The organism is Leifsonia soli, assembly GCF_013408745.1.
GTDB classification, from domain to species: domain Bacteria; phylum Actinomycetota; class Actinomycetes; order Actinomycetales; family Microbacteriaceae; genus Leifsonia; species Leifsonia soli.
The window spans coordinates 840323-864058 of record NZ_JACCBJ010000001.1 but is presented as its reverse complement, the minus strand read 5'-3'; the positions used below and the strand labels follow the sequence as shown (position 1 = coordinate 864058).

The following is a 23736-nucleotide window of genomic DNA, read 5'->3' as shown; positions in this document are numbered from 1 at the left end:
ATCCCGTCAGGACCCCGTCTCCTCGGGCTGCGATGATGAAGAGATGAACGAGCTTCTGCGGAAACTGATCGGGCTGGGCAATCTGGCCGACCCTGTTCATGGACGTCGCGTGGGAGACATTGTTCGAGGCGTCATCAACGGCACCCGTTGGGTGATTGTCGACATGCGATTCCTCGGGTATGACGTAACAGGAAGGCCCAAAGTCGAATATCTTGTTCGCCCACTTCGGCTGCTTCGAAAACTGCCGCCCGTATGGACCGCCGCAGAGCGCTTCCGGGGTAAGTAAGCAAGCGATCGTGTCGCCCGCATTTGGCCGTCTGGTTGCCCTAGCATCTGGTTATGGTCGAGCCGAGGCGTACCAATGAAGTGTTTGTTGCAGGGCGCTACCCAGCACATACATACAATCCCCGCGATGCTCGGCGACAAGAGACCGAGCTGAATCGATATCTAGAGGACGAGGGCAAGGCCCTGACAGTGTCGGGGCCTTCCAAGTCGGGCAAGACCGTGCTTCTAGAGCATAACCTTGCAGCCCATTCCACAATCTGGATCAACGGAACCGATCTTCGCTCCGTCGCGGACTTCTGGGACAAGATCATCGACTGGTATGGGCTTTATGACATCATCGGCACCCAACAGCAGACCGGGGGAACCGGGTCCGGCTCCATTAGAGGCCAGCTCGGCATTCCCGGGGTCGGACACATCGGAGCGGAAGTCGGCGGGGGGTACACGTCCACAAACACAAACACCGCTACGCGGTCAAGGAATGCCGGAGAGGTAGCAGTACAGGCGCTACGGGACTTGCCGGTACCCATTGTGATCGATGACTTCCACTACGTGGACGCAGCCTTGAAGCTCGACCTTACCCGCATCGTCAAGGCGCTCATCCGGATAACACACGTCGTCATGATCGCGGTTCCGCACGAAGCATTCGAAGCTGTTCGTCAAGAGCCGGATATGAATGGGCGGATTTGGAATCTCACGATTCTGCCGTGGGAGCAGGACGAGCTGCTGGAGATTTCTCGGACAGGTTTTCCGTTACTCAACCTGACGGATCCGAACGAAGTCGTCGGCCAGAAGCTGTCTGAAGTGAGCATGGGCGCCCCCTTTCTGATGCAGCAGCTATGTCTTGACTATTGCTTGGAACGAGACATCTTCGCTACGTTGCCGAAGCCCACCGAACTGTCTGTGGAAGACGACTGGCCCGCGTTCTTCAAGCGAGTCGCGGACAGGATCGTGCCCGGTGTTTTCGATGCGCTGTCGAGAGGTCCACGAACGCACGGTCAGGAGCGATCAGAACGGCACCTGAAAGACAGGAGTGGGGTCACCGATATCTACGGGGCAATTCTCTACTCGATTTCGAAGCTCGGTCCTGTGCGAACGGTTCCCTATCTGACTCTTACGCACAAGATCGATGAACTTTTCGTTGAGGCCCCCCAGTCTCAGCAAGTAACCAGTTCACTCGGGCACATGGCAAATATCGCTCGGGACGCTCGCGGTGCGGGCGACGCCGCGTTGGACTACAAGAACGACGAACTGCACATTTTGGATCCATTCCTCTCGTTCTATCTGAGGTACGGATCCTGGCAGCTGCCCGCCCCGCAAGGCAAGCGTTAGACGTACGCCGCGCGACTCGCCGACGCGAACGCCTCGAACTGGGCGATCTCCGCACTGTAGTCGCTCGGGTACAGGTGCGAGTAGACCGTGTCCGTTGTGACGAGGGAGGCGTGTCTCATCCACCGGCTGAGCTTGTACGGCGCGATGCCCGCGGCCAGCATGAGGCTCGCCTAGGTGTGGCGGAGGTCGTGCCAGCGCATCTTTGGCGGCAATCCCAGTTCCCGCAGCAGCGGGCGCATGTAAGCTCGCGACCTCGGCGGCCAGCTCATCGCGGCTGATCGTTGTCGACGAAACAGGCGAACCGATTGTTGGCACCACGTCCGAACGGTAAGCCGAGACAATCGCGCTGCTCCCAACCCCGTATTGAAACTGATCAGGCAATCCCCGTCAGATAGCCGAAAACCCCGTCACCGCGCACCGCCGACGCGAACCGCGCCGCACCTGCGTGCGCTGAGTAACGGGGCCCGAACTCGCAACCTTCCCAGGAAAACACTGGGCAAGACGGGTCAGAGCGGTCTGCGATGGTTCAGTTCGGTTGACCTCGGTTCAGCCCTTTGTAGGGTCTTCCAAACTGATTACGCAGGCTCGATTCCCGTCATCCCCTCCACACACCGTGTCACTCACCGTCACATCCGCTGGTGCCGCACCCGCGCATCCAGCGCCACAATGCCCCCATGACGGCACCACCGCCGCCCGGCGACGGGCTCACGGATGCGCAGCGCAGCCTGCGGGCGCAACTGCTCGCGACCGAGCACTGGGGGCTGCTGGCGTCGCGGAGTACGACGCAGAGCGAGGTGCTGACCCGGATCGCCATCTTCCTGACGCTCGTGTCGGCCGGGCTGGTGACGCTCGGGTTCATCGGGCAGGCGAGTGGGTTCCGCGGGTGGTTCGGGGTGGCGGCGCTCGGGGTACTGCTCGCGCTCGCGCTGCTCGGGCTGGTCACCGAGGTGCGGGCGTTCAACACCGCCAGTGAGGATCTCATGTACGTGGTGGCCATGAATCGGCTGCGGGCGGCGTACGTGGAGCTCGACCCCGGGCTCGAGCAGTACCTGCTGGCTTCTGCTCACGACGACGAGGACGGAGCGCGGGTCACGTACCACTTCTTCTATCCGCGCGGGGCCAGTCCGGTGCTCGGCAGCTCCATGATGATCATCACCATCGTGGAGGCGATCGTCGTCGGCCTGCTCGTCGGCGGGACGTCGTGGGCGCTCGGCGCGCATCCCGTCGTCGCGGCCGTGCTGGGCGGGATCGTCGCCATTGCGGTCGTCGTGATCTCACTGCTCTGGGGCATGCGGACCTACAACAAGGCGTTCCGCATCTACCGGCCGCTGCGGCCGAGCGACTGATTCACGCGCTCGCTCGACCTTCCTGCCCCTCCGCAGGTCCCATCGTGAGTTCGGGCCGCTCGTCGCCCGGCAGCGGGAACCATCCCAAGAACGTCACGCCTTCGCTGGTCGCGTCAAACCGTGTGATGGTCGCGCGGGGCGGCTCGTAGAAGGTGTCGCCCGGCCCGAGCACCCGCTCCGCGTCCTCGCCGATCTGGACATACACGGAGCCCTGCTCGATGACGCCGAACACCGGTCCGTTGTGCCAGTGCGCGCCCGGCTGCACCCCGGGAGCGATCGTGATCCGCCGCACCTCGACGTGGCCGATGCCGATCGTCGCCCCCAGGTCGTGGTCGGCGAGGGTGATGCGGGTGACGGGTTCCTGTGCCATCGGCCCATTCTCGCGGGCCGCGTATGCCGTGACCGCTATTCGTTGCCGACGTGCTTGTCGGCGGCGTCGCGCGCGCCGTCGATCTTGTCGTCGAACTTGCCGCCGGTGACCTTCTTCGCGGCGCCGGCGACGCCGTCGAGGAGTTTGTCGCTGACGTCCTCCGCCTGCTCGGAGCTGAGCGCGTCCTTGACCTTCGGGTCGTTCAGGAACTCCTGCGCCTTCTTGGTGATGTCGTCGAATCCAGCCATGCGGCCATCCAACACCTCAGCGCTGCAGGAAGGCCAGTACCGCCAGCACCCGGCGGTGGTCGTCGCCGGAGTCCTCCAAGCCCAGCTTCTGGAAGATCGAGGTGACGTTCTTCTCCACCGCGCCGACGCCGACGACCATGCGCGCGGCGATCGCGGCGTTCGTCCGGCCCTCGGCCATCAGCTCCAGCACCTCCCGCTCGCGCGGGGTCAGGCGCTCCAGCGGGTCGGTGCGGCGGGTCAGCAGCTCGCGGACCACCTGCGGGTCGAGCACCGTTCCGCCCGCGGCGACACGGGTCACCGCATCCCGCAGCTCGTCGAGGGAGGCGATGCGGTCCTTCAGCAGGTAGCCGGTTCCGCCTTCGCCGCCGGCCAGCAGCTCCTGCGCGTAGGTCCCCTCGACGTACTGCGACAGCAGCAGCACGGCGATCGACGGATGTTCGCGGCGGATGCGCAGCGCGGCCCGCACACCCTCGTCGCGGAACGTCGGCGGCATCCGCACATCGAGCACCGCGACATCGGGCATCAGGTCGGGCACGGCCTCCAGCAGCGTGTCGGCGTCGCCGAACGCGCCGACGGTGTCGAAGCCGGCCTCGTCGAACAGCCGGATGAGACCCTCGCGCAGCAGGACGGAGTCGTCCGCGACGACGACGCGCAACGGGACGGGGCTGGGGTCGCTCGGCACCACCCCAGCCTAGGGCCGCATCCGGTTGACACGACACGCCGTCGCGGCGGGTGGCCGGACGGCGTGTCGTGTCGAGCAGGGGACGGGCGGGCGGTCAGGCGAGCGGGATGCGCGCGCCGATCCGCGTCGGACCGCCCTCCGGGCTGTCGACCACGAGCTCGCCGCGCAGACCGCGCACCCGCTCCTCCAGCCCGCGCAGGCCGTGGCCGTCGACGAGGGAGGCTCCCCCGCGGCCGTTGTCGGTCAGCCAGACGCTCAGCCAGGCGGCGCCCGACCCATCCACCACCCGCTCCAGGAAGAGCCGGCCGGCCTGCGCGCCGGAGTGCTTGGCCAGGTTCGCGGCCAGTTCCGCCAGCACGTAGTAGGCGTTCCGCTCGATCTCCGGGCTGAACCGCTCCCCCGGCTGCAGCGACGACTCCACGGTGACCGGGATGGGGCTGCGCGCGGCGAGCGACTCCGCAGCGGCGACCAGGCCGCGGTCCTGCAGGATGGGCGGGGCGAAGCCGCGCGACAGGGCCCGCAGCTCCTCCAGGGTGTCGCCCGCCTGCTGGCGCGCCTCGGCGAGCAGCGTCGCGGCGGCGTCCGGGTCGTCGGCGAGCTTGCGCTCGGCGGCCGCGATGTCCATCTGCAACCGGATGAGGCGCTGCTGCGGACCGTCGTGCAGGTCGCGCTCCAGCCGGCGCAGGGCCTGATCCTCCGCCGCGACGGCCGCACCGCGCGATGCGGACAGGTCGGCGACCTCGCGTTGCAGCGCCTCCGACGGCCAGCGCCCGAGCACGCCGCGGGCGATGCCCTCGTGCATCAAGGTCAGGCCGCGCGTCACGAACGGCAGGGTCACGGCAAACAGGACGCCGGCGATCAGGTACAGGATGCGGTCGCCGACGGTCGGGTCGAAGGTCGACGTCGTGCGGAACACCGCATCCACCACGGTCTGCGAGAGGAAGAAGCTGCGGTCCCCCTGCGGGATGAACGGCTCCCAGATCCAGCCGGTCAGGCCGCCCAGGGCGACCGACGCCCAGACGATGGTCACCGTCCAGGAGAAGATGCTGACGATCGGGTTGATGATCATGCCGTGCAGCAGGTAAAGCCAGTAGTGGCCGTTCGCGAACGGACCGAAGACGGCCCGGAGGAACGTGCGCGGGGTGCCCGGCTTCTCCCAGACCGGGCGCGGGATGGCCGGCCGGCCCGCCCAGTCCAGTCGCGTCAGCTCGACGACGCCGAAGCCGCGGGCCGTGTAGAAGGCGGCGACGATGATGAAGAAGCCGACGTAGATCACGATGGTGCCGACGCCCGTCCAGAACAGCGACATCAGCACGGACAGCCCGACGATCGCGATCGGCATGGTGAGCAGCAGGAAGCCGAGCTCGCGCGGCACCCCGCGCCAGAGCGAGCCGTAGCCCAAGCGGGCGGGGTGGGGCTGGGATGGTGTCACAGCATCCAGCGTGGCAGAAGGTCGGGCGGCCCCGGGCTGCCCGGTGTCCGTCTCTGTGGTCATGACTGGCGTCCTTTCGTGGTCCGCTTCCGGCGGGCGGAGCGGTTCCGATGTCCTGCTTCGAGCCTCGTCGTCCGCGGCTCGCGGCCCCATCCCGAGTGCCGCCGGAACCGTCCGGGGGTTAACCCGAGACGGGCGGATGACAGGGCAGGCTAACTAAGCCGAGCCTTCGCTTCGTTGCGGAATTCAGCGGCCTGAGTAGCGTTATGGCAGGCAGAAGAAAGGACGCCAACCATGACGGACATCGCCGCAACCCAGAGTGTCTCGAACCCGGACGTCGCCGCCGGGGTCGCCCAGTTCCTCACCCCCGTCGTCATCGACCTGACCGCGATCGTGGTCAACGGCAAGCAGGCCCACTGGCACGTGCGCGGAGCCAACTTCATCGGCGTGCACGAGCTGCTGGACACGATCGTGGACCACGCCCAGGAGTGGGCCGACCTCGCCGCAGAGCGCATCGTCGCTCTCGGCCTCCCGGTCGACGCCCGCCTCGGGACCGTCGCCGCCAAGACCACGACCGGCGAGCTCACCGCCGGGTTCCGCCCCTCGAACGAGACCATCGCCGAGGTCATCGCACAGCTCGACGCGGCCCTCGCCGGTGTGAACACCGCGGTGCGCGAGCTGGCGGAGCTCGACCAGACCAGCCAGGACGTCGCGATCGAGATCGCCCGCGGGCTCGACAAGGACCGCTGGTTCCTGTTCGCGCACATCAGCGAGTAGACCGCGCCGCTTCCGGTGCGAGGGGCCGTCCGCGGATGCGGGCGGCCCCTTCGTCGTTCATCCCTGCGAGATGTGCGCCACATCGCCGTTATGGCGGCGCCAGAACGCACTTTTGGCGCAAATCGTGGCGCCGTCGAGGGGCGGGGAGGTCAGCGGAGGGTGTCGTGGGTGGCGCGGCCGGCGACGAAGGTCGCCGCGACCGGCATGGTGCGGAGGTCGTCGGGCGCGGACGTCAGGGGGTCGCGGTCGAGCACCGCGAGGTCGGCCGGCCCGGCCGGCGTGACGGACGAGCGCACGGACGCCCCCAGGGCGGCCTCGGGCGGAAGCGACTGCTCGGGATGCCACGGGTCACGCCCGTCGCGGGAGCGGCCGACGGCGGAGGCGATCGCCGCCCAGGGGTCGAGGGGCGCGACGGGCGCATCGGAGCCGAACGCGAGGCGGGCGCCCGCGGCGTGGAGGTCCGCGAGCGGGAAGGCGCGGTCGGTGCGGCCGGGCCAGAGCCGCTCGGCGACATCCCGGTCGTCCATCGCATGCTCGGGTTGCACGCTCGCGGTCACGCCGAGCCGGGCGAAGCGCGGGATGTCGGATGCGTCGATCAGCTGGGCGTGCTCGATCCGGCCGCCCGCGCCGACGGCCTCGAAGGCGTCGAGCGCGCGACGGTTCGCCTCGTCGCCGATCGCGTGGACGGCGGGGACCAGTCCGTGGTCGACGGCGAACCGCATCCGCTCGACCAGTTCGCTCGGTGCGAGGTTGGCGACGCCGTGGCCGCCGTCCGGGTAGGCGTGCGTGCACAGCGCGGTGCGGGTGTTCAGGGAGCCGTCGGAGATCACCTTGTACGGGCCGACGGTGAGCAGGCCCCCGGTGCCCTCCACCACGTCCCCCGTCCGCAACCCGAGACTCGCGGCGCGGTCGAGATGGTCGCCGTAGATGCCGAACTCGACCCGCAGCCCGGGAGCGCTGTCGGCGATGCGCCGCCGCCACACGTCGAGATTCCAGCCGTACTCGAGGTCGACGATGCCGACCACCCCGCGGGTCGCGGCGACCCGGGCGGCGTCGGCCGCCCAGCGGTCGAGGGTCGCGTCGTCCGCGGCGGTGAGCAGGCTGGTCACGGCGAAGCTGGCGTCCTCCCGCAGCACGGCATCGGGCGTGCCGGGGGCAAACCGCGCGGCGGCAGCGCTGTTCAGCCAGGAGCAGTGCAGGTCGCCGGCGATCAGGACGACCGGGCGGTCGCCGGCGGCGGCGTCCAGCAGCTCGCGTGTCGGGACGTCCGGCCACAGCGCATCGTGGAAGCCGAAGCCCACGAGCACGTCGTCCGGCGAGTCCGCCGGTGACGCCTCGGCGCGGGCCCGCACCAGCGCGGCGGCCTCGGCGGCAGACCCGGCGCGGGACACATCCAACCGGCGCGCGGTCTGCGCCCACTGCGTGAAGTGCACGTGCTGATCCCACAGGCCCGGCACCAGCCAGCGGCCGTCGAGCGGGATGCGCTCCCCCGCTGCCACGCCCGTCGCCGATCCGGTCGGCTCGACCGATGCGATCCGTCCGCCGTCGATCACAACATCCACGAGCCCGTCGCGTCCGGGCAGCCGCGCCCCGGCGAGCAGCAGCGTCATCGCGCGGCGCGCCGCCGGTCGTGCACGATCTGCATCTCGCGCAGCAGGCCGGCGCTCGCGTACGGTCCATCGCCCCCGAGCTCGCCGAGGATCGCGTCGACGATGTGGTCCGGCCGGTTCTGGCTCATCTTCTGCTTGGCGACGACGCGGGTCGGCGTCAGGCGCAGGCCGACCGTGCCCGAGACGATGCGCTCGGCGTACTGCGCGTCGGCCAGGGTGCCGCGCATGCGGCGCGGCTCCGGCAGCTCGCCTTCGAAGTGGTCGACCAGCCGCGCCAGGACCCCGAGGTTCTCCTCGTCGCTCAGCAACTCCGGAACGCCCGAGAAGTGCGCCGCGATGAAGTTCCAGGTGGGAACGGCCGGCTTCTCGTCGTACCAGCCGGACGAGATGTACCCGTGCGGCCCTTGGACGATCACCAGCAGTTCGTGCTCCCCCAGCTCGTGCAGCTGCTCGTCCGGCCGTCCGACGTGGCTGAGCAGCGTGAGCTCCTCCCGCGTCTCGTCGAGGATGACCGGGTAGTGGGAGGCGACGAGCCCGTTCGACGTGCTGCTCACGAAAGTCGCCCACGGGTTCTCGCGCACGAGCCGCTTCAGCTCGGCCGGATCCGTGAGCGTGAAGCTCGGATTCTGTCGCACGGGGTCCTCCTACGCCTGATCCACCGGGCACCAGTACAGCTTGCGGCCGCCCAGCTCCTCCATGAGGATGTGCGTGCCGCAGACCCGGCACGGCAACCCCTCGCGCTTGTAGACCCAGTGACGGTCGTCGCGGTTCGCCATCGCCCGACGGTAGGACTGCTCGTCGAGGTCGTCCATCGTCATCATCTGGCCCGTCTCGACGCCGATGCGGAGCAGGTGCACCCAGTCGCGCCAGAGAGCGCGGACGGTCTCCTCCGGCACCTGCTTGCCCGGCGTGTGCGGGTTCTGCCTCGCGCGGAACAGCAGCTCGGCGCGGTACACGTTGCCGATGCCGCTCACCACGCTCTGGTCCATGAGCAGGAGGGCGATCGCGGTCGGCTTGCGGCGCACGATCGAGACGAAGCGGTCCTCCGCCTCCTGACTGTCGTCCACCTGGGGATCGGGCCCCAGCTTCGCGATCACCGCATCGACCTGCGCCGGGTCGAGCACCTCGCAGGCCGTCGGCCCGCGGAGGTCGGCGACCGCCGTGTCGGTCAGCAGCCGGACGCGCACCTGGCCGATCGGCTCGGGCGGGAAGGACGTGATCTCGGCCTCCACCTTCTCGGACTCGGCCATGCGCAGCCGGGTGCGCCGGGGCGCACCGATCGAGTGGAGCGAGTTCTCGCCGGCGGAGTCGAGGATCGGATCAGCACCGTCGAGGTCGGTGCCCCGCTGGTTGGTCTGACCCATCCGGCCGTTCGCGCTCGCGATCGTCGGGTCGATGCTGATGTCGCCCGCGAAGTCCCACGCACCGTAGAGGCCGAGGTGCACGCGCAGCCAGAGCCCGTTGTCGAACTCGAGGAACATCTGCTTGCCGACGGCCCGCGCGTCGGTCATCACGCGACCGTCGATGCGCGTCGCATCCGCGGCGAACCGCCCCTGCGGCGACGAGACGGAGACGCGGTGGCCGACGAAGTTGACCGCGAACTGCCGGGCGATGCGATGGACGGAGTGACCTTCGGGCATCAGCGGTCCACGTGCTTGCCCGCGATGTCGCCGGTGGCCTCGTACTCCGCCAGCTGGGCGATGCGGCGGACGTGGCGCTCCTCGAACGAGAACGGCTCGGCGATGAAGGTGTCGATGAAGGCGGTGGCCTCCTCCACCGTGTGCTGCCGTGCCCCGATCGCGATGACATTGGCGTCGTTGTGCTGGCGGGCGAGCAGCGCGGTGGACTCGCTCCAGACCAGGGCGGCGCGCGCCCCGCGGACCTTGTTGGCGGCGATCTGCTCGCCGTTGCCGGAGCCGCCGAACACCACGCCGAGCGCCTCCACACCGGCCTGCTGGTCGCGCACGACGGCGGCGGCGGCATTGATGCAGAACGCCGGGTAGTCGTCGATCGGGTCGTACTCGACCGGTCCGTGGTCGACCACCTCGTGACCGGCAGCGGTCAGATGCTCCTGCAGGTGCCTGCTGAAGTCGAGTCCGGCGTGATCGGTGGCGATGTGGATGCGCATATCCACAGTCTAGGGACGGCCACCGACGGCGTCGGAACCGGTGGCTAAGGTGGACGGGTGGACACGATCCACCCGTCCGATCCCTCGAAGGAGTCAGCGTTGCCCGGAGAAAACCTCACCCGCATCGAAGCACAGGAGCGCGCGTCGCTCGTCCGCACCCACAGCTACGACGTCAGCCTCGACCTGACGACCGGGCCGGAGACCTTCCTCAGCACCACCACGGTGCGGTTCTCGGCCGCCGCGGGTGCGTCGACCTTCATCGACGCGATCACGCGGACGGTGCACAGCGTGACGCTGAACGGTGCAGAGCTCGACCCGGCGGCCGTGAGCGACGGGGTGCGCATCCAGCTCGACGGTCTCCAGGAGGAGAACGAGCTGACCGTCGTCGCCGACGCGATCTACACCAACACCGGCGAGGGCCTGCACCGCTTCGTCGACCCGGTCGACGGCGAGGTGTACCTCTACAGCCAGTTCGAGGTGCCGGACTCCCGCCGCATGTTCGCGGTCTTCGAGCAGCCGGATCTGAAGGCGCAGTTCACCTTCACCGTCACCGCCCCCGCCCACTGGGCCGTCGTCAGCAACTCCCCCACCCCCGAGCCGCAGGACGCGGGCGACGATAAGAAGGTCTGGTCGTTCGCGCCGACCCCGGTCATCTCCTCCTACATCACCGCGCTCGTCGCCGGCCCGTACCAGTCGGTGCACAGCGAGCTCACCAGCCGCGACGGCCGCACCATCCCGCTGGGCGTCTACACGCGCAAGAGCCTGGCCGAGTTCCTCGACGCCGACTACATCTTCGACAAGACCCGCGAGGGCTTCGCCTTCTACGAGGAGCGGTTCGACTACGCGTACCCGTTCGAGAAGTACGACCAGCTGTTCGTCCCCGAGTTCAACGCCGGGGCGATGGAGAACGCCGGAGCCGTCACGTTCACCGAGACGTACGTCTTCCGCTCGAAGGTCACCGACGCCATCAAGGAGCGCCGGGTCGTCACCATCCTCCACGAGCTCGCCCACATGTGGTTCGGCGACCTGGTGACCATGAAGTGGTGGAACGACCTCTGGCTGAACGAGTCGTTCGCCGAGTACGCCTCCACCCTCGCAACGGCCGAGGCGACGGAGTGGACCGAGGCGTGGACCACGTTCGCGGCCATGGAGAAGAGCTGGGCGTACCGCCAGGACCAGCTGCCATCGACCCACCCGATCGTCGCGACGATCAACGACCTGGAGGACGTGCAGGTCAACTTCGACGGCATCACCTACGCGAAGGGCGCCTCCGTCCTGAAGCAGCTCGTCGCCTGGGTCGGGCAGGACGACTTCCTCGCCGGCGTCGCGCAGTACTTCAAGAAGCACGCGCACGGCAACACCGAGCTGAAGGACCTCCTGGTCGAGCTCGAGGCCACCAGCGGGCGCGACCTCGCCGACTGGTCGACGAAATGGCTCGAGACCGCCGGCGTCAACACGCTGCGCCCCGAGCTGACGGTGGATGCGGACGGCACGATCACCTCGTTCGCCGTGCTGCAGTCGGCGGCCCCGGACTACCCCACCATCCGCCCGCACCGCCTCGCGATCGGCCTCTACAACCTGCGCGACGCCGGCGACGGGAAGCAGAGCCTGGTCCGCGACGAGCGCTTCGAGCTCGACGTCGACGGCGAGCGCACCGAGGTCGCCGACCTGGTCGGCACCCGCCGCCCCGACCTCGTGCTCATCAACGACGACGACCTCGCCTACGCGAAGATCCGTCTCGACGAGGAGTCGCTGGCGGTCGCGATCGAGCACCTCTCCGACATCGAGAGCCCGCTCGCCCGCTCCCTGGTCTGGGGCGCGGTGTGGGATGCGACCCGCGACGCCGAGACGAGCGCGAGCGACTACGTGCGCCTGGTGCTCGGCAACATCGCCTCCGAGACCGAGTCGACGACCATCCGCACCACGCTCAACCAGCTGGTGCTCGCCGCTACCGCGTACGTCGCCCCGGAGCGTCAGCAGCAGACGGCTCAGGATGCGGCCTCCGCGCTGTGGGAGCTGGCGAAGGGCGCAGAGTCAGGAAGCGACGCGCAGTTCCAGTTCGTGAAGTTCTTCGCCGCGCTCGCCTCCACCGACGAGCAGCTCGCCACGGTCGCGGCGCTGCGCGACGGCTCCGTGACGCTCGAGGGTCTCACCATCGACACCGACCTGTCGTGGGAGCTGCTGATCTCCCTCGTCGCGGGTGGAGCGGCCGGCACGGCCGAGATCGATGCGGCCCTCGCCGCGGACAACACCGCGAACGGCGGGCAGTTCGCCGCGCAGGCCCGGGCCAGCATCCCGACGCTCGAGGGCAAGCAGGCGGCCTGGGACTCGGTCTTCGGCTCGGACAGCCTGCCCAACACCATCGTCCGATACACCGGCATCGGCTTCCAGCGGGCGAAGGACAAGAGCGTGCTCGCCCAGTTCGTCGAGCCGTACTTCGCCGCCCTGCAGCAGATCTGGACCTCGCGCACCTACAAGATCGCGGAGTACCTGGTCGAGGGCATGTATCCGGCGCCGCTGGCGAACGAGGCCCTGCGCGACGCCACCCGGGCCTGGCTCGACGCCAACCCGGAGCCCGCCGCCCTCCGCCGCATGGTCGTGGAGAACCTCGCGGGTGTCGAGCGCGCACTCGCGGCTCAGAAGCGGGACGCCCAGTAGCGAACGGCGGAACACGAGGGGCCCCACCGCGGTGGGGCCCCTCGTGTCATGCCGGGGCCGACCCGCCGTCGTACCGCGGGACGATGACGGAGCCGCCCGCCGCCCCTAGTCTCGGAGTCATGATCCAGCTCGATCACCTCACCAAACGCTTCGGCGCCAAGACCGCCGTCGACGACATCTCCGTGACCATCCAGCCCGGCAAAGTGACGGGCTTCCTCGGCCCGAACGGCGCGGGCAAGTCGACCACCATGCGCATGATCATGGGACTCGACCGCCCGACCCACGGACAAGCCCTCATCAACGGCAAGCGCTACGCCGAGTTCCGGTCGCCGCTCACCGAGGTGGGCGCCCTGCTCGACGCCAAGGCGATCCACACCGGCCGCACCGCCTACGCGCACCTGCTGTCGCTGGCGGCCACCCACGGCATCCCGAAGTCCCGCGTCCACGAAGTCATCGGCATGACCGGCCTCGAGTCGGTCGCCGGCAAGCGCGTCGGCGGCTTCTCGCTCGGGATGGGGCAGCGGCTCGGCATCGCCGCGGCCATGCTCGGCGACCCGGCGACGCTCATCCTCGACGAGCCGGTCAACGGGCTCGACCCGGAGGGTGTGCTCTGGGTCCGGCAGTTCGCGCGCCACCTGGCCTCGCAGGGCCGCACGGTGTTCCTCTCGTCACACCTGATGAGCGAGATGGCGCAGACCGCCGACCACATCGTGGTGCTGGGCCGCGGCCGCGTGCTCGCGGACGCCCCCGTGGACAGCATCCTCGCCGCCGCGACCCGCCACGCGGTCCGGGTCCGGACGCCCCAGCCCGAGCAGCTCGCACGAGCCGTCGCCGGCGCGGACGTCGCCGTCACCGGCGTCGAGGCGCAGCTGCTGGAGATCACCGGGCTCACCGCAGCGCAGATCGGCGAGACCGCCGCGCGCGACGGGATCGTGCTCCACGAGCTGACCCCGATCAGCGCATCCCTCGAGGAGGCCTACCTCGAGCTCACCCAGGACGACGTCGAGTACCGCACGGAGGTCAGCCGATGAGTACCGCCACATCCCCCGCCAGCCCGCTCACCCACCCGCACACCTCGCTCGGGCGGCTCAGCTTCCCGCGCGTCATCCGGTCCGAGTGGATCAAGCTCCGCACCCTCCGCTCGACCTTCTGGACGCTGATCAGCGCCGTCGTGCTCGTGGTCGGCATCGCCGCCCTCGTCGCCGTCGCGATCCCGGACAAGTCGGTGCTCGTGGGCCAGGTGCCCGCCGGTCAGCGTGCCGCCATCGAGGCGCAGAGCTCGGCCTTCGCCACTTCCGCTGCAACCGCCGGTCTGACGTTCGCCTCGCTCGTGATCGCCGTCCTCGGCGTCCTCGTCATCAGCGGCGAGTTCTCCACCGGCCAGATCCGCTCGTCGTTCACCGCCGTTCCGCGCCGCTTCCCGGTGTTCGCGGCGAAGACGCTCGTGCTGTTCGTCGTCGCCTTCCTCGTCGGCCTCGTCTCCTCCGCCGCATCGTGGGCGGTCGCCATCCCGATCCTCAACGGCAAGGGATACGCCGGCGACCTGCTGTCGTCCGACACCCTGTGGGCGATCCTCGGCGCGGGCGCCTACCTCGGGCTCGTCGCGGTCTTCGCGCTCGGCGTCGGCGCCATCCTGAAGTCGACCGCCGGCGGCATCGCCGGCGCCCTCGGCGTTCTGCTCGTGCTCCCGATCATCGCCAGCCTGATCAGCGGCCTCACCCGCACCCAGTGGGTGGCCGACGCGCAGCACTACCTCATCAGCAACGCCGGTCAGGGCCTCGCCGGCGTCGCCAACGGCGACATCGAGCCGTGGGCGAACGTCGTGACGGTGCTCGTCTGGGCCGCCGTCGCCTTCATCGGCGGCGCCCTGCTGCTGCAGCGCAGGGACGCCTGACCCCCGACGTGACCGCGGAGGCGACCACCACGCAGACCCCGGGCGGACTCGAACTGCCGAGACCGCCCGGGGTCGTCCGTCGTTTCCTGGGGGCGCATCCGCTCGCCGTCGACATCTTCGTCGCGGCGTTCTACCTGGTCCCCTCGGTCATCGGGGCGCTGGTCGCCTCGGCCGTCGACCCGACGCCGCAGGAGCTCATCCACCTCGTCCTGTCGGCGGTGGCCGGTGCCGCGCTCCTGGCCCGGCGCCAGCAGCCGGCCGTGGTCTTCGCGATCGCGACCGTGCTGCTCGGCACCAGCGTCTTCCTGGGCCGCGACATGGATGTGGTGCCCACCCTGTTCGCGCTCTACGCGCTGGCGGTCTACCGCTCCATCCGCTCGGCATGGGTGGCCTTCGCCGTGACCTCCGCCGTCACCGTCTCCACGCTCGTCGTGGAGGTGCTGCTCGCTCAGGCGAAGGCGTTCACGCCGCTCGAGACGGCGGCCGTGCCCTCCGGCATCCTCGTGCTGTCGTTCAGCGTCGTCGCGGTGCTGATCGGGAGCAATGTCGGAAACCGGCGCCGGTACCTCAACGCCCTCATCGACCGCGCCCGCCAGCTCGCGCGGGAGCGCGACCAGCAGGCCGAGATCGCCGCTGCGGCCGAGCGCAGCCGGATCGCCCGCGAGATGCACGACATCGTGTCGCACAGTCTCACGGTGATGATCACCCTCGCCGACGGCTCGGCACGGATGGCGGAGGCGGCAGCCGACAGACCCGACCCGGCCGAACGGTCGGCACAGGCCATGCGCCTCGTCGCCGAGACGGGGCGCGGCGCCCTGGCCGACATGCGCAGACTCCTCGGCGTCCTGCGCGACGGCGAGGACGTCAGCGCCGCCCGTGAGCCGCAGCCGGGCGTCGGCGAGATCGGGGAGCTGATCGAGACGTTCCGCGCGGCCGGCCTCCCCGTCCGGATCACGATCACCGGCCTCCCGCCGGACGACGTCGGACAGCAGCTCACCATCTTCCGCGTCGTGCAGGAGGGACTCACCAACGCGCTCCGCTACGCCGCCTCGGCGACCGCCGTGCGCGTCGTCATCGTCTTCGGGCCGGGAACCGTCATCGTGACGATCGACGACGACGCCGCGCTGCATCCCTCGGCCGGGCACGGGTCCGGCCGGGGACTGATCGGCCTGCGCGAGCGCGTCGGGCTGTACGGGGGCACGCTGGAGGCCGGGCCGCGCCCGGGCGGCGGGTGGAGGGTGCGCGCGGTGTTCGATGCGGTGCGCGCGGCTGCGCCGGAATCCACCGCGTCGCCGACCGCTGAGACCCCGCCGGCCCCATCCGATCCGGAGACGCCACCGACCCCGGCACCCTCGACCACGACCAAGGAGAACCCGTGACCGACGCCCCCATCCGCATCCTGCTCGTCGACGACCAGCAGCTGGTCCGCATGGGATTCCGGATGGTGCTGGAGGCCGAACCGGACCTGGTCGTCGTCGGCGAGGCGTCAGACGGCGCGGAGGCTGTCCGGCTGACCGCTCAGGTGCGCCCGGATGTCGTGCTGATGGACGTGCGGATGCCGGTGCTCGACGGCATCGAGGCGACCCGGCGCATCGTCGAGACGGACCCGGGCGCGCGGATCATCATCCTGACCACGTTCGACCTCGACGAGTACGCCTTCGGAGGGCTGCGCGCCGGCGCGAGCGGCTTCCTCCTCAAGGATGCGCGGCCCGACGAGCTGATCGGCGCGGTGCGCGCGGTGGCCGCGGGCGACGCCGCCGTCTCGGGCCGGGTCACCCGGGCGATGCTGGAGATGTTCGCCGACCGGCTCCCTGCCGGGTCGTCGCGCACCCCGGCCGGACACGACCCTGCGGCGGCGCTGACCCCGCGGGAGCGCGAGATCCTGCTGGCCATCGGCGAAGGACTCAGCAACGGCGAGATCGGCGCGCGCTTCTACCTGACGGAGTCGACGGTGAAGACGCACGTCGGCCGCGTGCTGTCGAAGCTGCAGCTGCGCGACCGCGTGCACGCGGTGATCTTCGCCTACGAGCACGGGCTGCTGGAGCGATGACCCGCCGCGCCCGCGGTTCCAGCGACCGCCAAGCCGCGGCTCGGTAGGCTCGACGGGGTATGGGAATCCTGAAATCAGACTTCTGGACCGACCTCGGGACGTGGTCGGTCGACGCGGGCTGGAAGCTCGTCAGCGCCGTGTGCATCGTCGCTGGCGCGCTGCTGCTCAGCTGGATCCTGCGCGTCGTCATCCGCAAGGTGGTCGCCCGCATCGTCAGCGGCGTCAAGAAGGGCCAGAACGTCAGCGACACGCAGGCGCTGGTGGCATCGCCGCTGGCCGCCGTCCGCGTCGTGCAGCGCACCAGGACGCTCGGCTCTGTCCTGACGAACATCGTCAACGTGACGATCGGCATCATCGCGATCATCCTCATCCTCAACGTGTTCGTGCCCAACGCGCTCGGGTCGTTCGCCCTGCTCACGGCCGCGATCGGCGCCGGGCTCGGTTTCGGCGCCCAGAACATCGTCAAGGATGTGCTCAACGGGCTGTTCATGGTCATGGAGGACCAGCTCGGCGTCGGCGATGTCGTCGACCTCGGCTCCGCCACCGGCGTCGTCGAAGCGGTCGGCATCCGCGTCACCCAGGTGCGCGACGTGAACGGGACGCTGTGGTTCGTGCGCAACGGCGAGATCGTGCGCGTCGGGAACATGTCGCAGGGCTGGGCGCGCGTGATCATCGACCTGGCCGTGCCCTACGACGTCGACGTCGAGGCGGTCGAGGCCACGATGATGGAGACCGCCACGGCGCTGGCGACCAGCACCAAGTGGCGCTCGCGCATCCTCGAGAAGCCGGAGCTGTGGGGCATCGAGTCCATCTCGGCCGACGCCGTCGTCATCCGCATCGTCCTGAAGACCCGCACCACCGCGAAGGACGATGTGTCGCGAGAGCTGCGGACGCAGCTCAAGCGCGCCCTGGACGAGATGGGCGTGAAGCTCCCGTCGCTCTCGGCCGTCGTGCTCAGCGGGTTCGACAGCGCCGCGAGCGTCCTGGGCGCGAAGCCCCCGCGCACCCGGCCGAGCCCGATCGTCACGCCGGAGCCGCCGTTGAAGGGCCGGAAGGCCCGCGCCGCCGCGAAGCGCCAGGCCACAGCGGGGCGGCCGGCCGACCCTGGCGCGATCCGGATCGCGCCGGCGGTCGGGGGCGCCGCGTCGGCTCGGACGGGGGCGGACAAGCCCGCCAGCGCGAAGCCGGCGGCGGACAAGCCGACAACATCGCCGGTGAAGACCGACAAGCCCGCCGCGCGCAAGCCCGCATCGCCGAAGCCCGATGGCGATGGCGCCGACCCGGACGGAGTGTCGCGGTGAGCATCCCCGTCGGCCCGCAGCCGAGCTTCTACGACCAGATCGGCGGGCATGAGACGTTCGTCCGGCTGGTGGACGCGTTCTACCGCGATGTCGCGGACGACCCGGTGCTGCGCCCGATGTACCCGGAGGAGGACCTGGGTCCCGCCAAGGAACGGCTGACGCTGTTCCTGGAGCAGTACTGGGGCGGCCCGACGACGTACAGCGAGCAGCGCGGGCACCCCCGCCTGCGGATGCGGCACAACCCCTTCAAGGTCAACCCGGACGCCCGCGACCGCTGGCTGGCGCACATGCGCACCGCCGTCGACGAGCTCGGGCTGCCGCCGCTGCAGGAGGAGACGCTCTGGAACTACCTGGAGCGTGCCGCGTTCGCTATGGTCAACACATTCGAGGAGTAGCCCTCCTCCCGCCATCCCGGTGCCGAAGGAGACACGGATGACCTACGAACCCGACGCGATCGTCGTCGGCGCGGGCCTCGCGGGCCTGGTCGCCGCATCCGAACTGCTGGATGCCGGCCGCCGCGTCACGATCGTCGAGCAGGAGCCATCGGCGTCGTTCGGCGGCCAGGCGTGGTGGTCGTTCGGCGGCCTGTTCCTCATCGACTCCCCCGAGCAGCGCAGGATGGGCGTGCACGACTCCCTCGCGCTCGCCCGCGACGACTGGTTCGGGACGGCCGGGTTCGACCGCGACGAGGACCACTGGCCGCGGCAGTGGGCGGAGGCCTACCTGCAGTTCGCGGCCGGCGAGAAGCGCGCGTGGCTGCACGAGAAGGGCGTCCGCTTCTTCCCCGTCGTCGGCTGGGCCGAGCGCGGCGACGGAACGGCCGGCGGCCACGGCAACTCGGTCCCCCGCTTCCACATCACGTGGGGCACAGGACCGGGAGTCGTCGAGCCCTTCGCTCGACGGGTGCAGTCGGCCGCGGCGAACGGACGCGCGGCGATCCGCAACCGCCACCGGGTCGACGAGCTGATCGTGGAGGACGGCCGCGTCACCGGTGTGCGAGGAGCCGTCCTGGCTCCGGACGGCTCCGAGCGCGGGGCGCCGAGCAACCGGGACGTGGTCGGAGACTTCGAGCTGCGGGCGCCGGTCGTCATCGTCGCCTCCGGCGGGATCGGCGGCAACCACGACCTCGTCCGTGCGGCCTGGCCCGCCCGGCTGGGCGAGCCTCCCGCCTCCATGCTGTCGGGCGTCCCCGCTCACGTGGACGGACGGATGCTCGGGATCGCCGAGAACGCCGGTGCGCACCTGATCAACGGCGACCGGATGTGGCACTACACCGAGGGAATCCAGAACTGGGACCCGATCTGGGCGCGGCACGGCATCCGCATCCTGCCCGGCCCGTCGTCGCTGTGGCTCGACGCGCGCGGCGACCGGCTGCCCTCGCCGCTCTATCCGGGGTTCGACACGCTCGGGACGCTGGAGCACCTGCGGCGGACGGGGTCCGACTACAGCTGGTTCGTGCTGACGCAGAAGATCATCGAGAAGGAGTTCGCTCTGTCCGGCAGCGAGCAGAATCCCGACCTGACCGGGAAGGACGTGCGGCTGCTCGCCAAGCGCGTCACCCCGGGCGCGCCGGGGCCGGTGGAGGCGTTCAAGGAGAAGGGCGCCGACTTCGTGGTCGCGGACACGCTCGACGAGCTGCTCGCCGGGATGCAGCGCATCGCCGACGTCCCGCTCGACACCGAGCTGGCCGCGCGGCACGTGCACGAACGCGACAGGCAGCTGGACAACGAGTTCGGCAAGGACCTGCAGCTCGCCGCGATCCGGGCGGCGCGCCGCTACCGGGGCGACCGCCTCATCCGCGTCGCATCGCCGCACAAGCTGCTCGACCCGGCGGCCGGACCCCTCATCGCGGTCAAGCTGCACATCCTCACCCGGAAGAGCCTCGGCGGGATCGAGACCGACCTCGACGGACGGGTGCTGTCGGCCGACGGGTCCGTGGTGCCCGGGCTGTACGCGGTCGGCGAGGCGAGCGGCTTCGGCGGCGGCGGGATGCACGGCTACCGGGCGCTGGAGGGCACGTTCCTCGGCGGCTGCCTCTTCTCCGGCCGTCAGGCCGGTCGCGCTGCCGCCCGCGCCTAGCCCCGCCGTCGAGTCCGCGATCTTTGCACGCTGAACCGCCGTCGAGCGTGCAAAGATCGCGGACTCGACGGTGGGCTGCAGGAGCTGTGTGCTGGTTAGCGGCGGAGGGTCCAGGCCTGGCGGCGGACGAGGGTGTGGCCGCGGCGCGTCGTGAGGCGCGTCCAGCGGCCCGTCTCGTGGATGGTGACGGTGTCGTCGTCGCCGACGAAGCCGAGGCTGTCCGCGGCGAACGCCGCACCGGCGGGGATGTACTCCAGGTCGTCGATCGGACGCCCCCACACCTCGGCACGCACGCGCTGCACCAGCTGCTCCCCCGTGCCGGTCGGCACGGCCTCCGCGACCTCGGCGACACCGGCCTTCGCCGTCGACTGCAGCAGCGCCGAGGACGTCTCGCCGACCTTCTGCCACCCGCCGCGCGGCGGCGAGATGCCCGCCCAGGTGACCGTCGAGACTTCGAGCGGCAGACGGATCTCGATCGGCGCACCGGCCGTGCCCTCGCCCTCGGCTGCCTGGGCGGCCTCGGCGCCCTCGCGCACCCGCGCCACCCGGTCGAGCAGCGAGCGGATGGGGACGACGACGTCGAACTCCACCTCTTCGCCCGTCGCGAAGGTGCGCAGGCCCAGCACGGTGGGCGTCTCGTCCATCAGACCGCGCGGATAGAGGATCGCCGTGTAGACGGCCAGGACCCCCGATCCGGCGATCAGGCGCACGGACCCCTCCTCGACGCGGGCCGCCCGCGACAGATAGGTCTGCAGATCGGCGACGGCGAGGAGATCGACTAGAGAAAACGACTGGCTCATCGGATGTCTAAACTACCAACACACCACCGACTTGGAGGCACCGTGACCGAGCCCCTGGCTTCCCTACTGACCGCGCTCGATCTCACCGACACCGGCGCCCGCACCAGTGAGGACATCTTCACCGGCCCGTCGCAGTGGATGCCGCTGGGCCGCGTGTTCGGCGGCCAGGTGCTCGCGCAGTCCATCATTGCGGCCACCCGAACGGTCGACGACGACCGCAGCATCCACTCGATGCACGGGTATTTCCTGCGTCCGGGCGACGTGAACTTCCCGATCACGTTCTCGGTCGACCGCATCCACGACGGCCGGTCCTTCTCTACCCGGCGCACGCAGGCCTACCAGAACGGCCTTCCCATCCTGTCGATGATCGCGTCGTACCAGACCGAGGACGAGGGCATCGAGCACCAGGATGCGATGCCCGAGGGCCTGCCGGAGCCGGAGAGCCTGCCGTCGACCGCCACCTCGCTGGAGGATGTGCGGCATCCTGTCGCGCAGTACTGGGCCAGCCAGCGCCCGTTCGACATGCGGCACGTCACCTCGCCGGTCTACCTGTCGGTCGAGGGCGACCAGGTCGCGCACCAGGCGGTCTGGTTCCGCACGATCGGCGACATGCCGGACGACCCTGCACTGCACCGCGCCGCGCTCGCCTACGCGAGCGACTACACGATCATGGAGTCGATCATGCGCCGGCACGGCATCGCCTGGGCGACCCCGGGGCTCAAAGCGGCGAGCCTCGACCACGCGATGTGGTGGCACCGGCCGGCGCGGGTGGACGAGTGGCTGCTGTACGTACAGGAGTCGCCCACCGCCGGCGGTGGGCGCGGGCTGTCGCTCGGACGCATCTTCTCGCGCGACGGGCGCCTCGTGGCGAGCGTTGCACAGGAGGCGACCATCCGGCTGCCCCACGCCGACTGAGACCGCCCGCACGCGGGCTCGGCGGCTTCAGTCGAACGTGCTCCGCAGCAGGACCGTTCCGCCCGCCGCGCGGATGTCGACCGCGGCGATGTCGGCGATCGGGATGCTCGTGGTCGCGACCGGTGTCGCGACGGTGCCCTCCTCGGCCGTCCAGGTCGAGATCTGGTGCTGCGCGCCCGAGCGGTCGGTGACGACCATCGCGTACGTCCAGGCGTGACCGCCTTCGTCACCCGCGAGACGGGCATAGCGGCAGTCGGAGTCGATACGCGTGCCCCAGGGTTCGGACGTCAGCCGGAGGTCGGCGGTGAGCGGGCTGGGCTCGACCTGCTTCATGACGACGGATGCGGTGGGCGCGGAGGCGGGCTGCAGGATCGCGGGAAGGGCGAAGGCGGCGAAACCCACCACGATCGCTGCCGCCGCGGCCGACAGTCCGGCGACCAGCCAGCGGGCGCGGACGCGGCGACGGCGTGCCCGGTGCAGCAGCGACGGGAGCACGTCGGGCCCGGGGCCGTCGGCGGCGGCCCGGTCGGCCGTGCTCGGAGCGGAAAGCGGCTCCTCCAGCAGGGCAGCGGCCTGCTCACGCGGGACGCGGCTCAGGATGCCGGGCATCCCCGCCAGTTCCGCCACGGCCTCCGAGCACCGGTCGCATTCGCGCAGGTGCGCCTCGAAGGCGCGGCGTTCCGTCGGTGAGAGCGCGCCGAGCACGTACGCGGCGTCCCAGGTGGCGAACTCGTCGTGCGTGGTCATCGTTCCGTCACCCCTCTCTCCTGAAGTGCGAGCCGCAGGGCGCGCAGGCCGTAGTGGAGGCGCGACTTGACCGTGCCCTCCGGGATGTCGAGTTCGCGCGCGATCTCGGCGATCGAGCGTCCGCCGTAGTAGGCGTGCACGATGACCGCGCGGTGTTCGACGGACAGTTCCGCCAGGGCGTCCGACACCAGCCAGGCGTCGAGGACGGCGTCCGCTTCGCTGTCCGGCGCCGGGTGCTCCGGGAGGGTGTCTGTGCCGAACTCGTGCCGGTGGGCAGCGCTCCGGCGGCCGTCGATGACGAGGTTGCGGGCGACGGTGAAGAGCCAGGTGCGCGCGGACTGCTGCGACTGATCGAGCACCGACGGCTTCCGCCAGGCGCGCAACAGCGTCTCCTGCACCACGTCGTCGGCCATCGCGCGGTCGCCGGTGAGGTGCACGACGTACCGCCAGACGGCCTGCGCGTGCTGATCGTGCAGCTCGCGCAGCAGGCGGGCGTCCTCCTCCGGCATGTTCACCTCCATCTCGTACACGATGCAGCCGACGGAAAGGTTCATGCGGAACGGTTGAACCGACCGCGCGACCGTCTCGTGATAACCGTAGAAGACGCATCCGCCGAACGGGAGGAATCCGCATGAACGACCACGCACCGCTCACCCGCCGCACCCTCGTCACGATCGGCGGGGCCTCCGCCGGAGCGGTCCTGCTCGCCGCCTGCACGCCGGGAGGCGGCCAGAGTGCGAACGGGGCGGGCACCGGGGACTCCGGCGGTTCGTCCTCGGGGGGCGGGGGCACGGCCGAGGTCTCGCTCGCGTCCATCCCCGTCGGCGGGGCTGTGTCGGCGACGCTCGCAGGCAAGCCCATCGTCGTCTCGCAGCCGAGCGCCGGTCAGGTGGTGGCGTTCAGCGCCGTCTGCACGCACCAGGGCTGCACGGTCGCTCCGCAGGGCAAGGAGTTCGACTGCCCCTGCCACGGCTCGAAGTTCGATGCGACGACGGGCGATGTGCTCAACGGCCCGGCGCGCGACCCGCTGCCGAAGCTGAAGGCGACCGTGTCGGGCGACTCCGTCACCGTCTCCGCGTAGGCGC

General features: G+C 70.1%; 26 protein-coding genes. 14 read left to right on the top strand and 12 right to left on the bottom strand.

Annotation, left to right across the window (positions count from 1 at the left end; genetic code table 11):
* Positions 1-43: 43 nt before the first annotated feature.
* Together BJ963_RS04230 and BJ963_RS04225 are read left to right on the top strand one after the other, a co-directional pair.
* Positions 44-286 (top strand): hypothetical protein, encoded by a 243-nt coding sequence (locus BJ963_RS04230; RefSeq protein ID WP_179454853.1) that lies wholly within the window; start codon positions 44-46, stop codon positions 284-286.
* Positions 287-339: 53 nt separating this feature from the next.
* Positions 340-1614 (top strand): ATP-binding protein, encoded by a 1275-nt coding sequence (locus BJ963_RS04225; protein ID WP_179454851.1) that lies wholly within the window; start codon positions 340-342, stop codon positions 1612-1614.
* Here BJ963_RS04225 and BJ963_RS04220 read toward each other — a convergent pair.
* Positions 1611-1775, bottom strand: a complete 165-nt coding sequence (locus tag BJ963_RS04220) for a hypothetical protein (protein WP_179454849.1) — start codon at positions 1773-1775, stop codon at positions 1611-1613. The genes BJ963_RS04225 and BJ963_RS04220 overlap by 4 nt on opposite strands.
* Positions 1776-2288: 513 nt before the next feature.
* Here BJ963_RS04220 and BJ963_RS04215 point away from each other — a divergent pair.
* The gene (locus tag BJ963_RS04215) at positions 2289-2960 is read left to right on the top strand and encodes a hypothetical protein (protein WP_179454847.1); all 672 of its coding nucleotides are present in this window, start codon (positions 2289-2291) and stop codon (positions 2958-2960) included.
* A gap of 1 nt (position 2961) precedes the next feature.
* On the opposite strand, the gene BJ963_RS04210 is transcribed toward BJ963_RS04215, so the two are convergent.
* The 4 genes from BJ963_RS04210 to BJ963_RS04195 form a co-directional block, all read right to left on the bottom strand.
* Positions 2962-3330: a cupin domain-containing protein gene (locus BJ963_RS04210; RefSeq protein ID WP_179454845.1), complete on the bottom strand. Its 369-nt coding sequence runs from the start codon at positions 3328-3330 to the stop codon at positions 2962-2964.
* 35 nt (positions 3331-3365) lie between these two features.
* Complete coding sequence (locus tag BJ963_RS04205; protein WP_089911477.1) at positions 3366-3578, bottom strand: antitoxin; 213 nt, start codon at positions 3576-3578, stop codon at positions 3366-3368.
* A 16-nt stretch (positions 3579-3594) separates the two neighbouring features.
* Complete coding sequence (locus tag BJ963_RS04200; protein WP_089916753.1) at positions 3595-4260, bottom strand: response regulator transcription factor; 666 nt, start codon at positions 4258-4260, stop codon at positions 3595-3597.
* 94 nt (positions 4261-4354) lie between these two features.
* The gene (locus tag BJ963_RS04195; protein WP_246297987.1) at positions 4355-5755 is read right to left on the bottom strand and encodes a sensor histidine kinase; all 1401 of its coding nucleotides are present in this window, start codon (positions 5753-5755) and stop codon (positions 4355-4357) included.
* A 231-nt stretch (positions 5756-5986) separates the two neighbouring features.
* Between BJ963_RS04195 and BJ963_RS04190 the strand changes: the two genes are divergently transcribed.
* Positions 5987-6469 (top strand): Dps family protein, encoded by a 483-nt coding sequence (locus tag BJ963_RS04190; RefSeq protein ID WP_020074922.1) that lies wholly within the window; start codon positions 5987-5989, stop codon positions 6467-6469.
* Positions 6470-6618: 149 nt separating this feature from the next.
* Here the strand turns inward: BJ963_RS04190 and BJ963_RS04185 are convergent, their stop codons facing one another.
* Genes BJ963_RS04185 through BJ963_RS04170 form a run of 4 tightly spaced genes read right to left on the bottom strand, consistent with a single transcriptional unit; the run spans position 6619 to position 10207 of the window.
* Positions 6619-8079: an amidohydrolase gene (locus BJ963_RS04185; RefSeq protein ID WP_179454843.1), complete on the bottom strand. Its 1461-nt coding sequence runs from the start codon at positions 8077-8079 to the stop codon at positions 6619-6621.
* Positions 8076-8714, bottom strand: coding sequence for an FMN-binding negative transcriptional regulator (locus BJ963_RS04180; protein WP_179454841.1), 639 nt, complete (start codon positions 8712-8714; stop codon positions 8076-8078). The genes BJ963_RS04185 and BJ963_RS04180 overlap by 4 nt, the downstream gene beginning before the upstream one ends.
* 9 nt (positions 8715-8723) lie before the next feature.
* Complete coding sequence (locus tag BJ963_RS04175; RefSeq protein WP_179454839.1) at positions 8724-9719, bottom strand: Fpg/Nei family DNA glycosylase; 996 nt, start codon at positions 9717-9719, stop codon at positions 8724-8726.
* The gene (locus BJ963_RS04170) at positions 9719-10207 is read right to left on the bottom strand and encodes a ribose-5-phosphate isomerase (protein WP_089911488.1); all 489 of its coding nucleotides are present in this window, start codon (positions 10205-10207) and stop codon (positions 9719-9721) included. Before BJ963_RS04170 ends, BJ963_RS04175 begins: the two co-directional genes overlap by 1 nt.
* 99 nt (positions 10208-10306) lie before the next feature.
* Here BJ963_RS04170 and pepN point away from each other — a divergent pair, with 99 nt between their 5' ends.
* From pepN to BJ963_RS04130, 8 genes are all read left to right on the top strand, one after another.
* Entirely contained in the window at positions 10307-12865 is a 2559-nt protein-coding gene (gene pepN, locus BJ963_RS04165) for an aminopeptidase N (RefSeq protein ID WP_179454836.1), read from the top strand.
* Between the two features lie 119 nt (positions 12866-12984).
* On the top strand, positions 12985-13896 hold the full coding sequence (locus BJ963_RS04160) for an ATP-binding cassette domain-containing protein (protein WP_179454834.1): 912 nt from the start codon (positions 12985-12987) through the stop codon (positions 13894-13896).
* Positions 13893-14759, top strand: a complete 867-nt coding sequence (locus BJ963_RS04155; RefSeq protein ID WP_179454832.1) for an ABC-2 transporter permease — start codon at positions 13893-13895, stop codon at positions 14757-14759. Before BJ963_RS04160 ends, BJ963_RS04155 begins: the two co-directional genes overlap by 4 nt.
* Before the next feature lie 8 nt (positions 14760-14767).
* Positions 14768-16138, top strand: coding sequence for a histidine kinase (locus tag BJ963_RS04150; RefSeq protein ID WP_179454830.1), 1371 nt, complete (start codon positions 14768-14770; stop codon positions 16136-16138).
* On the top strand, positions 16135-16809 hold the full coding sequence (locus tag BJ963_RS04145) for a response regulator (RefSeq protein ID WP_179454828.1): 675 nt from the start codon (positions 16135-16137) through the stop codon (positions 16807-16809). The genes BJ963_RS04150 and BJ963_RS04145 overlap by 4 nt, the downstream gene beginning before the upstream one ends.
* 59 nt (positions 16810-16868) lie before the next feature.
* Positions 16869-18110, top strand: a complete 1242-nt coding sequence (locus BJ963_RS04140) for a mechanosensitive ion channel family protein (RefSeq protein WP_179454826.1) — start codon at positions 16869-16871, stop codon at positions 18108-18110.
* Positions 18107-18505, top strand: a complete 399-nt coding sequence (locus BJ963_RS04135) for a globin (RefSeq protein WP_089911505.1) — start codon at positions 18107-18109, stop codon at positions 18503-18505. Before BJ963_RS04140 ends, BJ963_RS04135 begins: the two co-directional genes overlap by 4 nt.
* A 37-nt stretch (positions 18506-18542) precedes the next feature.
* Positions 18543-20189, top strand: coding sequence for an FAD-binding dehydrogenase (locus BJ963_RS04130; protein WP_179454824.1), 1647 nt, complete (start codon positions 18543-18545; stop codon positions 20187-20189).
* A gap of 95 nt (positions 20190-20284) precedes the next feature.
* Here the strand turns inward: BJ963_RS04130 and BJ963_RS04125 are convergent, their stop codons facing one another.
* The gene (locus tag BJ963_RS04125; RefSeq protein ID WP_179454822.1) at positions 20285-20989 is read right to left on the bottom strand and encodes a DUF8185 domain-containing protein; all 705 of its coding nucleotides are present in this window, start codon (positions 20987-20989) and stop codon (positions 20285-20287) included.
* Between the two features lie 42 nt (positions 20990-21031).
* Between BJ963_RS04125 and BJ963_RS04120 the strand changes: the two genes are divergently transcribed.
* A complete protein-coding gene (locus BJ963_RS04120) occupies positions 21032-21904 on the top strand; it encodes an acyl-CoA thioesterase (protein ID WP_343037226.1) in 873 nt (290 codons plus the stop codon).
* A gap of 27 nt (positions 21905-21931) precedes the next feature.
* Here BJ963_RS04120 and BJ963_RS04115 read toward each other — a convergent pair whose 3' ends face one another.
* Entirely contained in the window at positions 21932-22651 is a 720-nt protein-coding gene (locus tag BJ963_RS04115) for an anti-sigma factor family protein (protein WP_179454818.1), read from the bottom strand.
* A complete protein-coding gene (locus BJ963_RS04110) occupies positions 22648-23205 on the bottom strand; it encodes a sigma-70 family RNA polymerase sigma factor (RefSeq protein ID WP_089911518.1) in 558 nt (185 codons plus the stop codon). Before BJ963_RS04110 ends, BJ963_RS04115 begins: the two co-directional genes overlap by 4 nt.
* Before the next feature lie 77 nt (positions 23206-23282).
* Between BJ963_RS04110 and BJ963_RS04105 the strand changes: the two genes are divergently transcribed.
* Positions 23283-23732, top strand: a complete 450-nt coding sequence (locus BJ963_RS04105) for a QcrA and Rieske domain-containing protein (RefSeq protein WP_179454816.1) — start codon at positions 23283-23285, stop codon at positions 23730-23732.
* Positions 23733-23736: the final 4 nt, after the last annotated feature.

Excerpts from the sequence above, each read along its gene's own strand:
- BJ963_RS04230 (WP_179454853.1), top strand. The coding sequence starts at position 44 with ATGAACGAGCTTCTGCGGAAACTGATCGGGCTGGGCAATCTGGCCGAC.
- BJ963_RS04190 (WP_020074922.1), top strand. The coding sequence starts at position 5,987 with ATGACGGACATCGCCGCAACCCAGAGTGTCTCGAACCCGGACGTCGCC.
- BJ963_RS04130 (WP_179454824.1), top strand. The coding sequence starts at position 18,543 with ATGACCTACGAACCCGACGCGATCGTCGTCGGCGCGGGCCTCGCGGGC.
- BJ963_RS04155 (WP_179454832.1), top strand. The coding sequence starts at position 13,893 with ATGAGTACCGCCACATCCCCCGCCAGCCCGCTCACCCACCCGCACACC.
- BJ963_RS04110 (WP_089911518.1), bottom strand. The coding sequence starts at position 23,205 with ATGAACCTTTCCGTCGGCTGCATCGTGTACGAGATGGAGGTGAACATG.
- BJ963_RS04195 (WP_246297987.1), bottom strand. The coding sequence starts at position 5,755 with ATGACCACAGAGACGGACACCGGGCAGCCCGGGGCCGCCCGACCTTCT.
- BJ963_RS04205 (WP_089911477.1), bottom strand. The coding sequence starts at position 3,578 with ATGGCTGGATTCGACGACATCACCAAGAAGGCGCAGGAGTTCCTGAAC.
- BJ963_RS04175 (WP_179454839.1), bottom strand. The coding sequence starts at position 9,719 with ATGCCCGAAGGTCACTCCGTCCATCGCATCGCCCGGCAGTTCGCGGTC.
- BJ963_RS04125 (WP_179454822.1), bottom strand. The coding sequence starts at position 20,989 with ATGAGCCAGTCGTTTTCTCTAGTCGATCTCCTCGCCGTCGCCGATCTG.
- BJ963_RS04210 (WP_179454845.1), bottom strand. The coding sequence starts at position 3,330 with ATGGCACAGGAACCCGTCACCCGCATCACCCTCGCCGACCACGACCTG.
- BJ963_RS04140 (WP_179454826.1), top strand. The coding sequence starts at position 16,869 with ATGGGAATCCTGAAATCAGACTTCTGGACCGACCTCGGGACGTGGTCG.
- BJ963_RS04115 (WP_179454818.1), bottom strand. The coding sequence starts at position 22,651 with ATGACCACGCACGACGAGTTCGCCACCTGGGACGCCGCGTACGTGCTC.
- BJ963_RS04170 (WP_089911488.1), bottom strand. The coding sequence starts at position 10,207 with ATGCGCATCCACATCGCCACCGATCACGCCGGACTCGACTTCAGCAGG.
- BJ963_RS04220 (WP_179454849.1), bottom strand. The coding sequence starts at position 1,775 with ATGCTGGCCGCGGGCATCGCGCCGTACAAGCTCAGCCGGTGGATGAGA.
- BJ963_RS04160 (WP_179454834.1), top strand. The coding sequence starts at position 12,985 with ATGATCCAGCTCGATCACCTCACCAAACGCTTCGGCGCCAAGACCGCC.
- BJ963_RS04225 (WP_179454851.1), top strand. The coding sequence starts at position 340 with ATGGTCGAGCCGAGGCGTACCAATGAAGTGTTTGTTGCAGGGCGCTAC.
- BJ963_RS04215 (WP_179454847.1), top strand. The coding sequence starts at position 2,289 with ATGACGGCACCACCGCCGCCCGGCGACGGGCTCACGGATGCGCAGCGC.
- BJ963_RS04185 (WP_179454843.1), bottom strand. The coding sequence starts at position 8,079 with ATGACGCTGCTGCTCGCCGGGGCGCGGCTGCCCGGACGCGACGGGCTC.
- BJ963_RS04105 (WP_179454816.1), top strand. The coding sequence starts at position 23,283 with ATGAACGACCACGCACCGCTCACCCGCCGCACCCTCGTCACGATCGGC.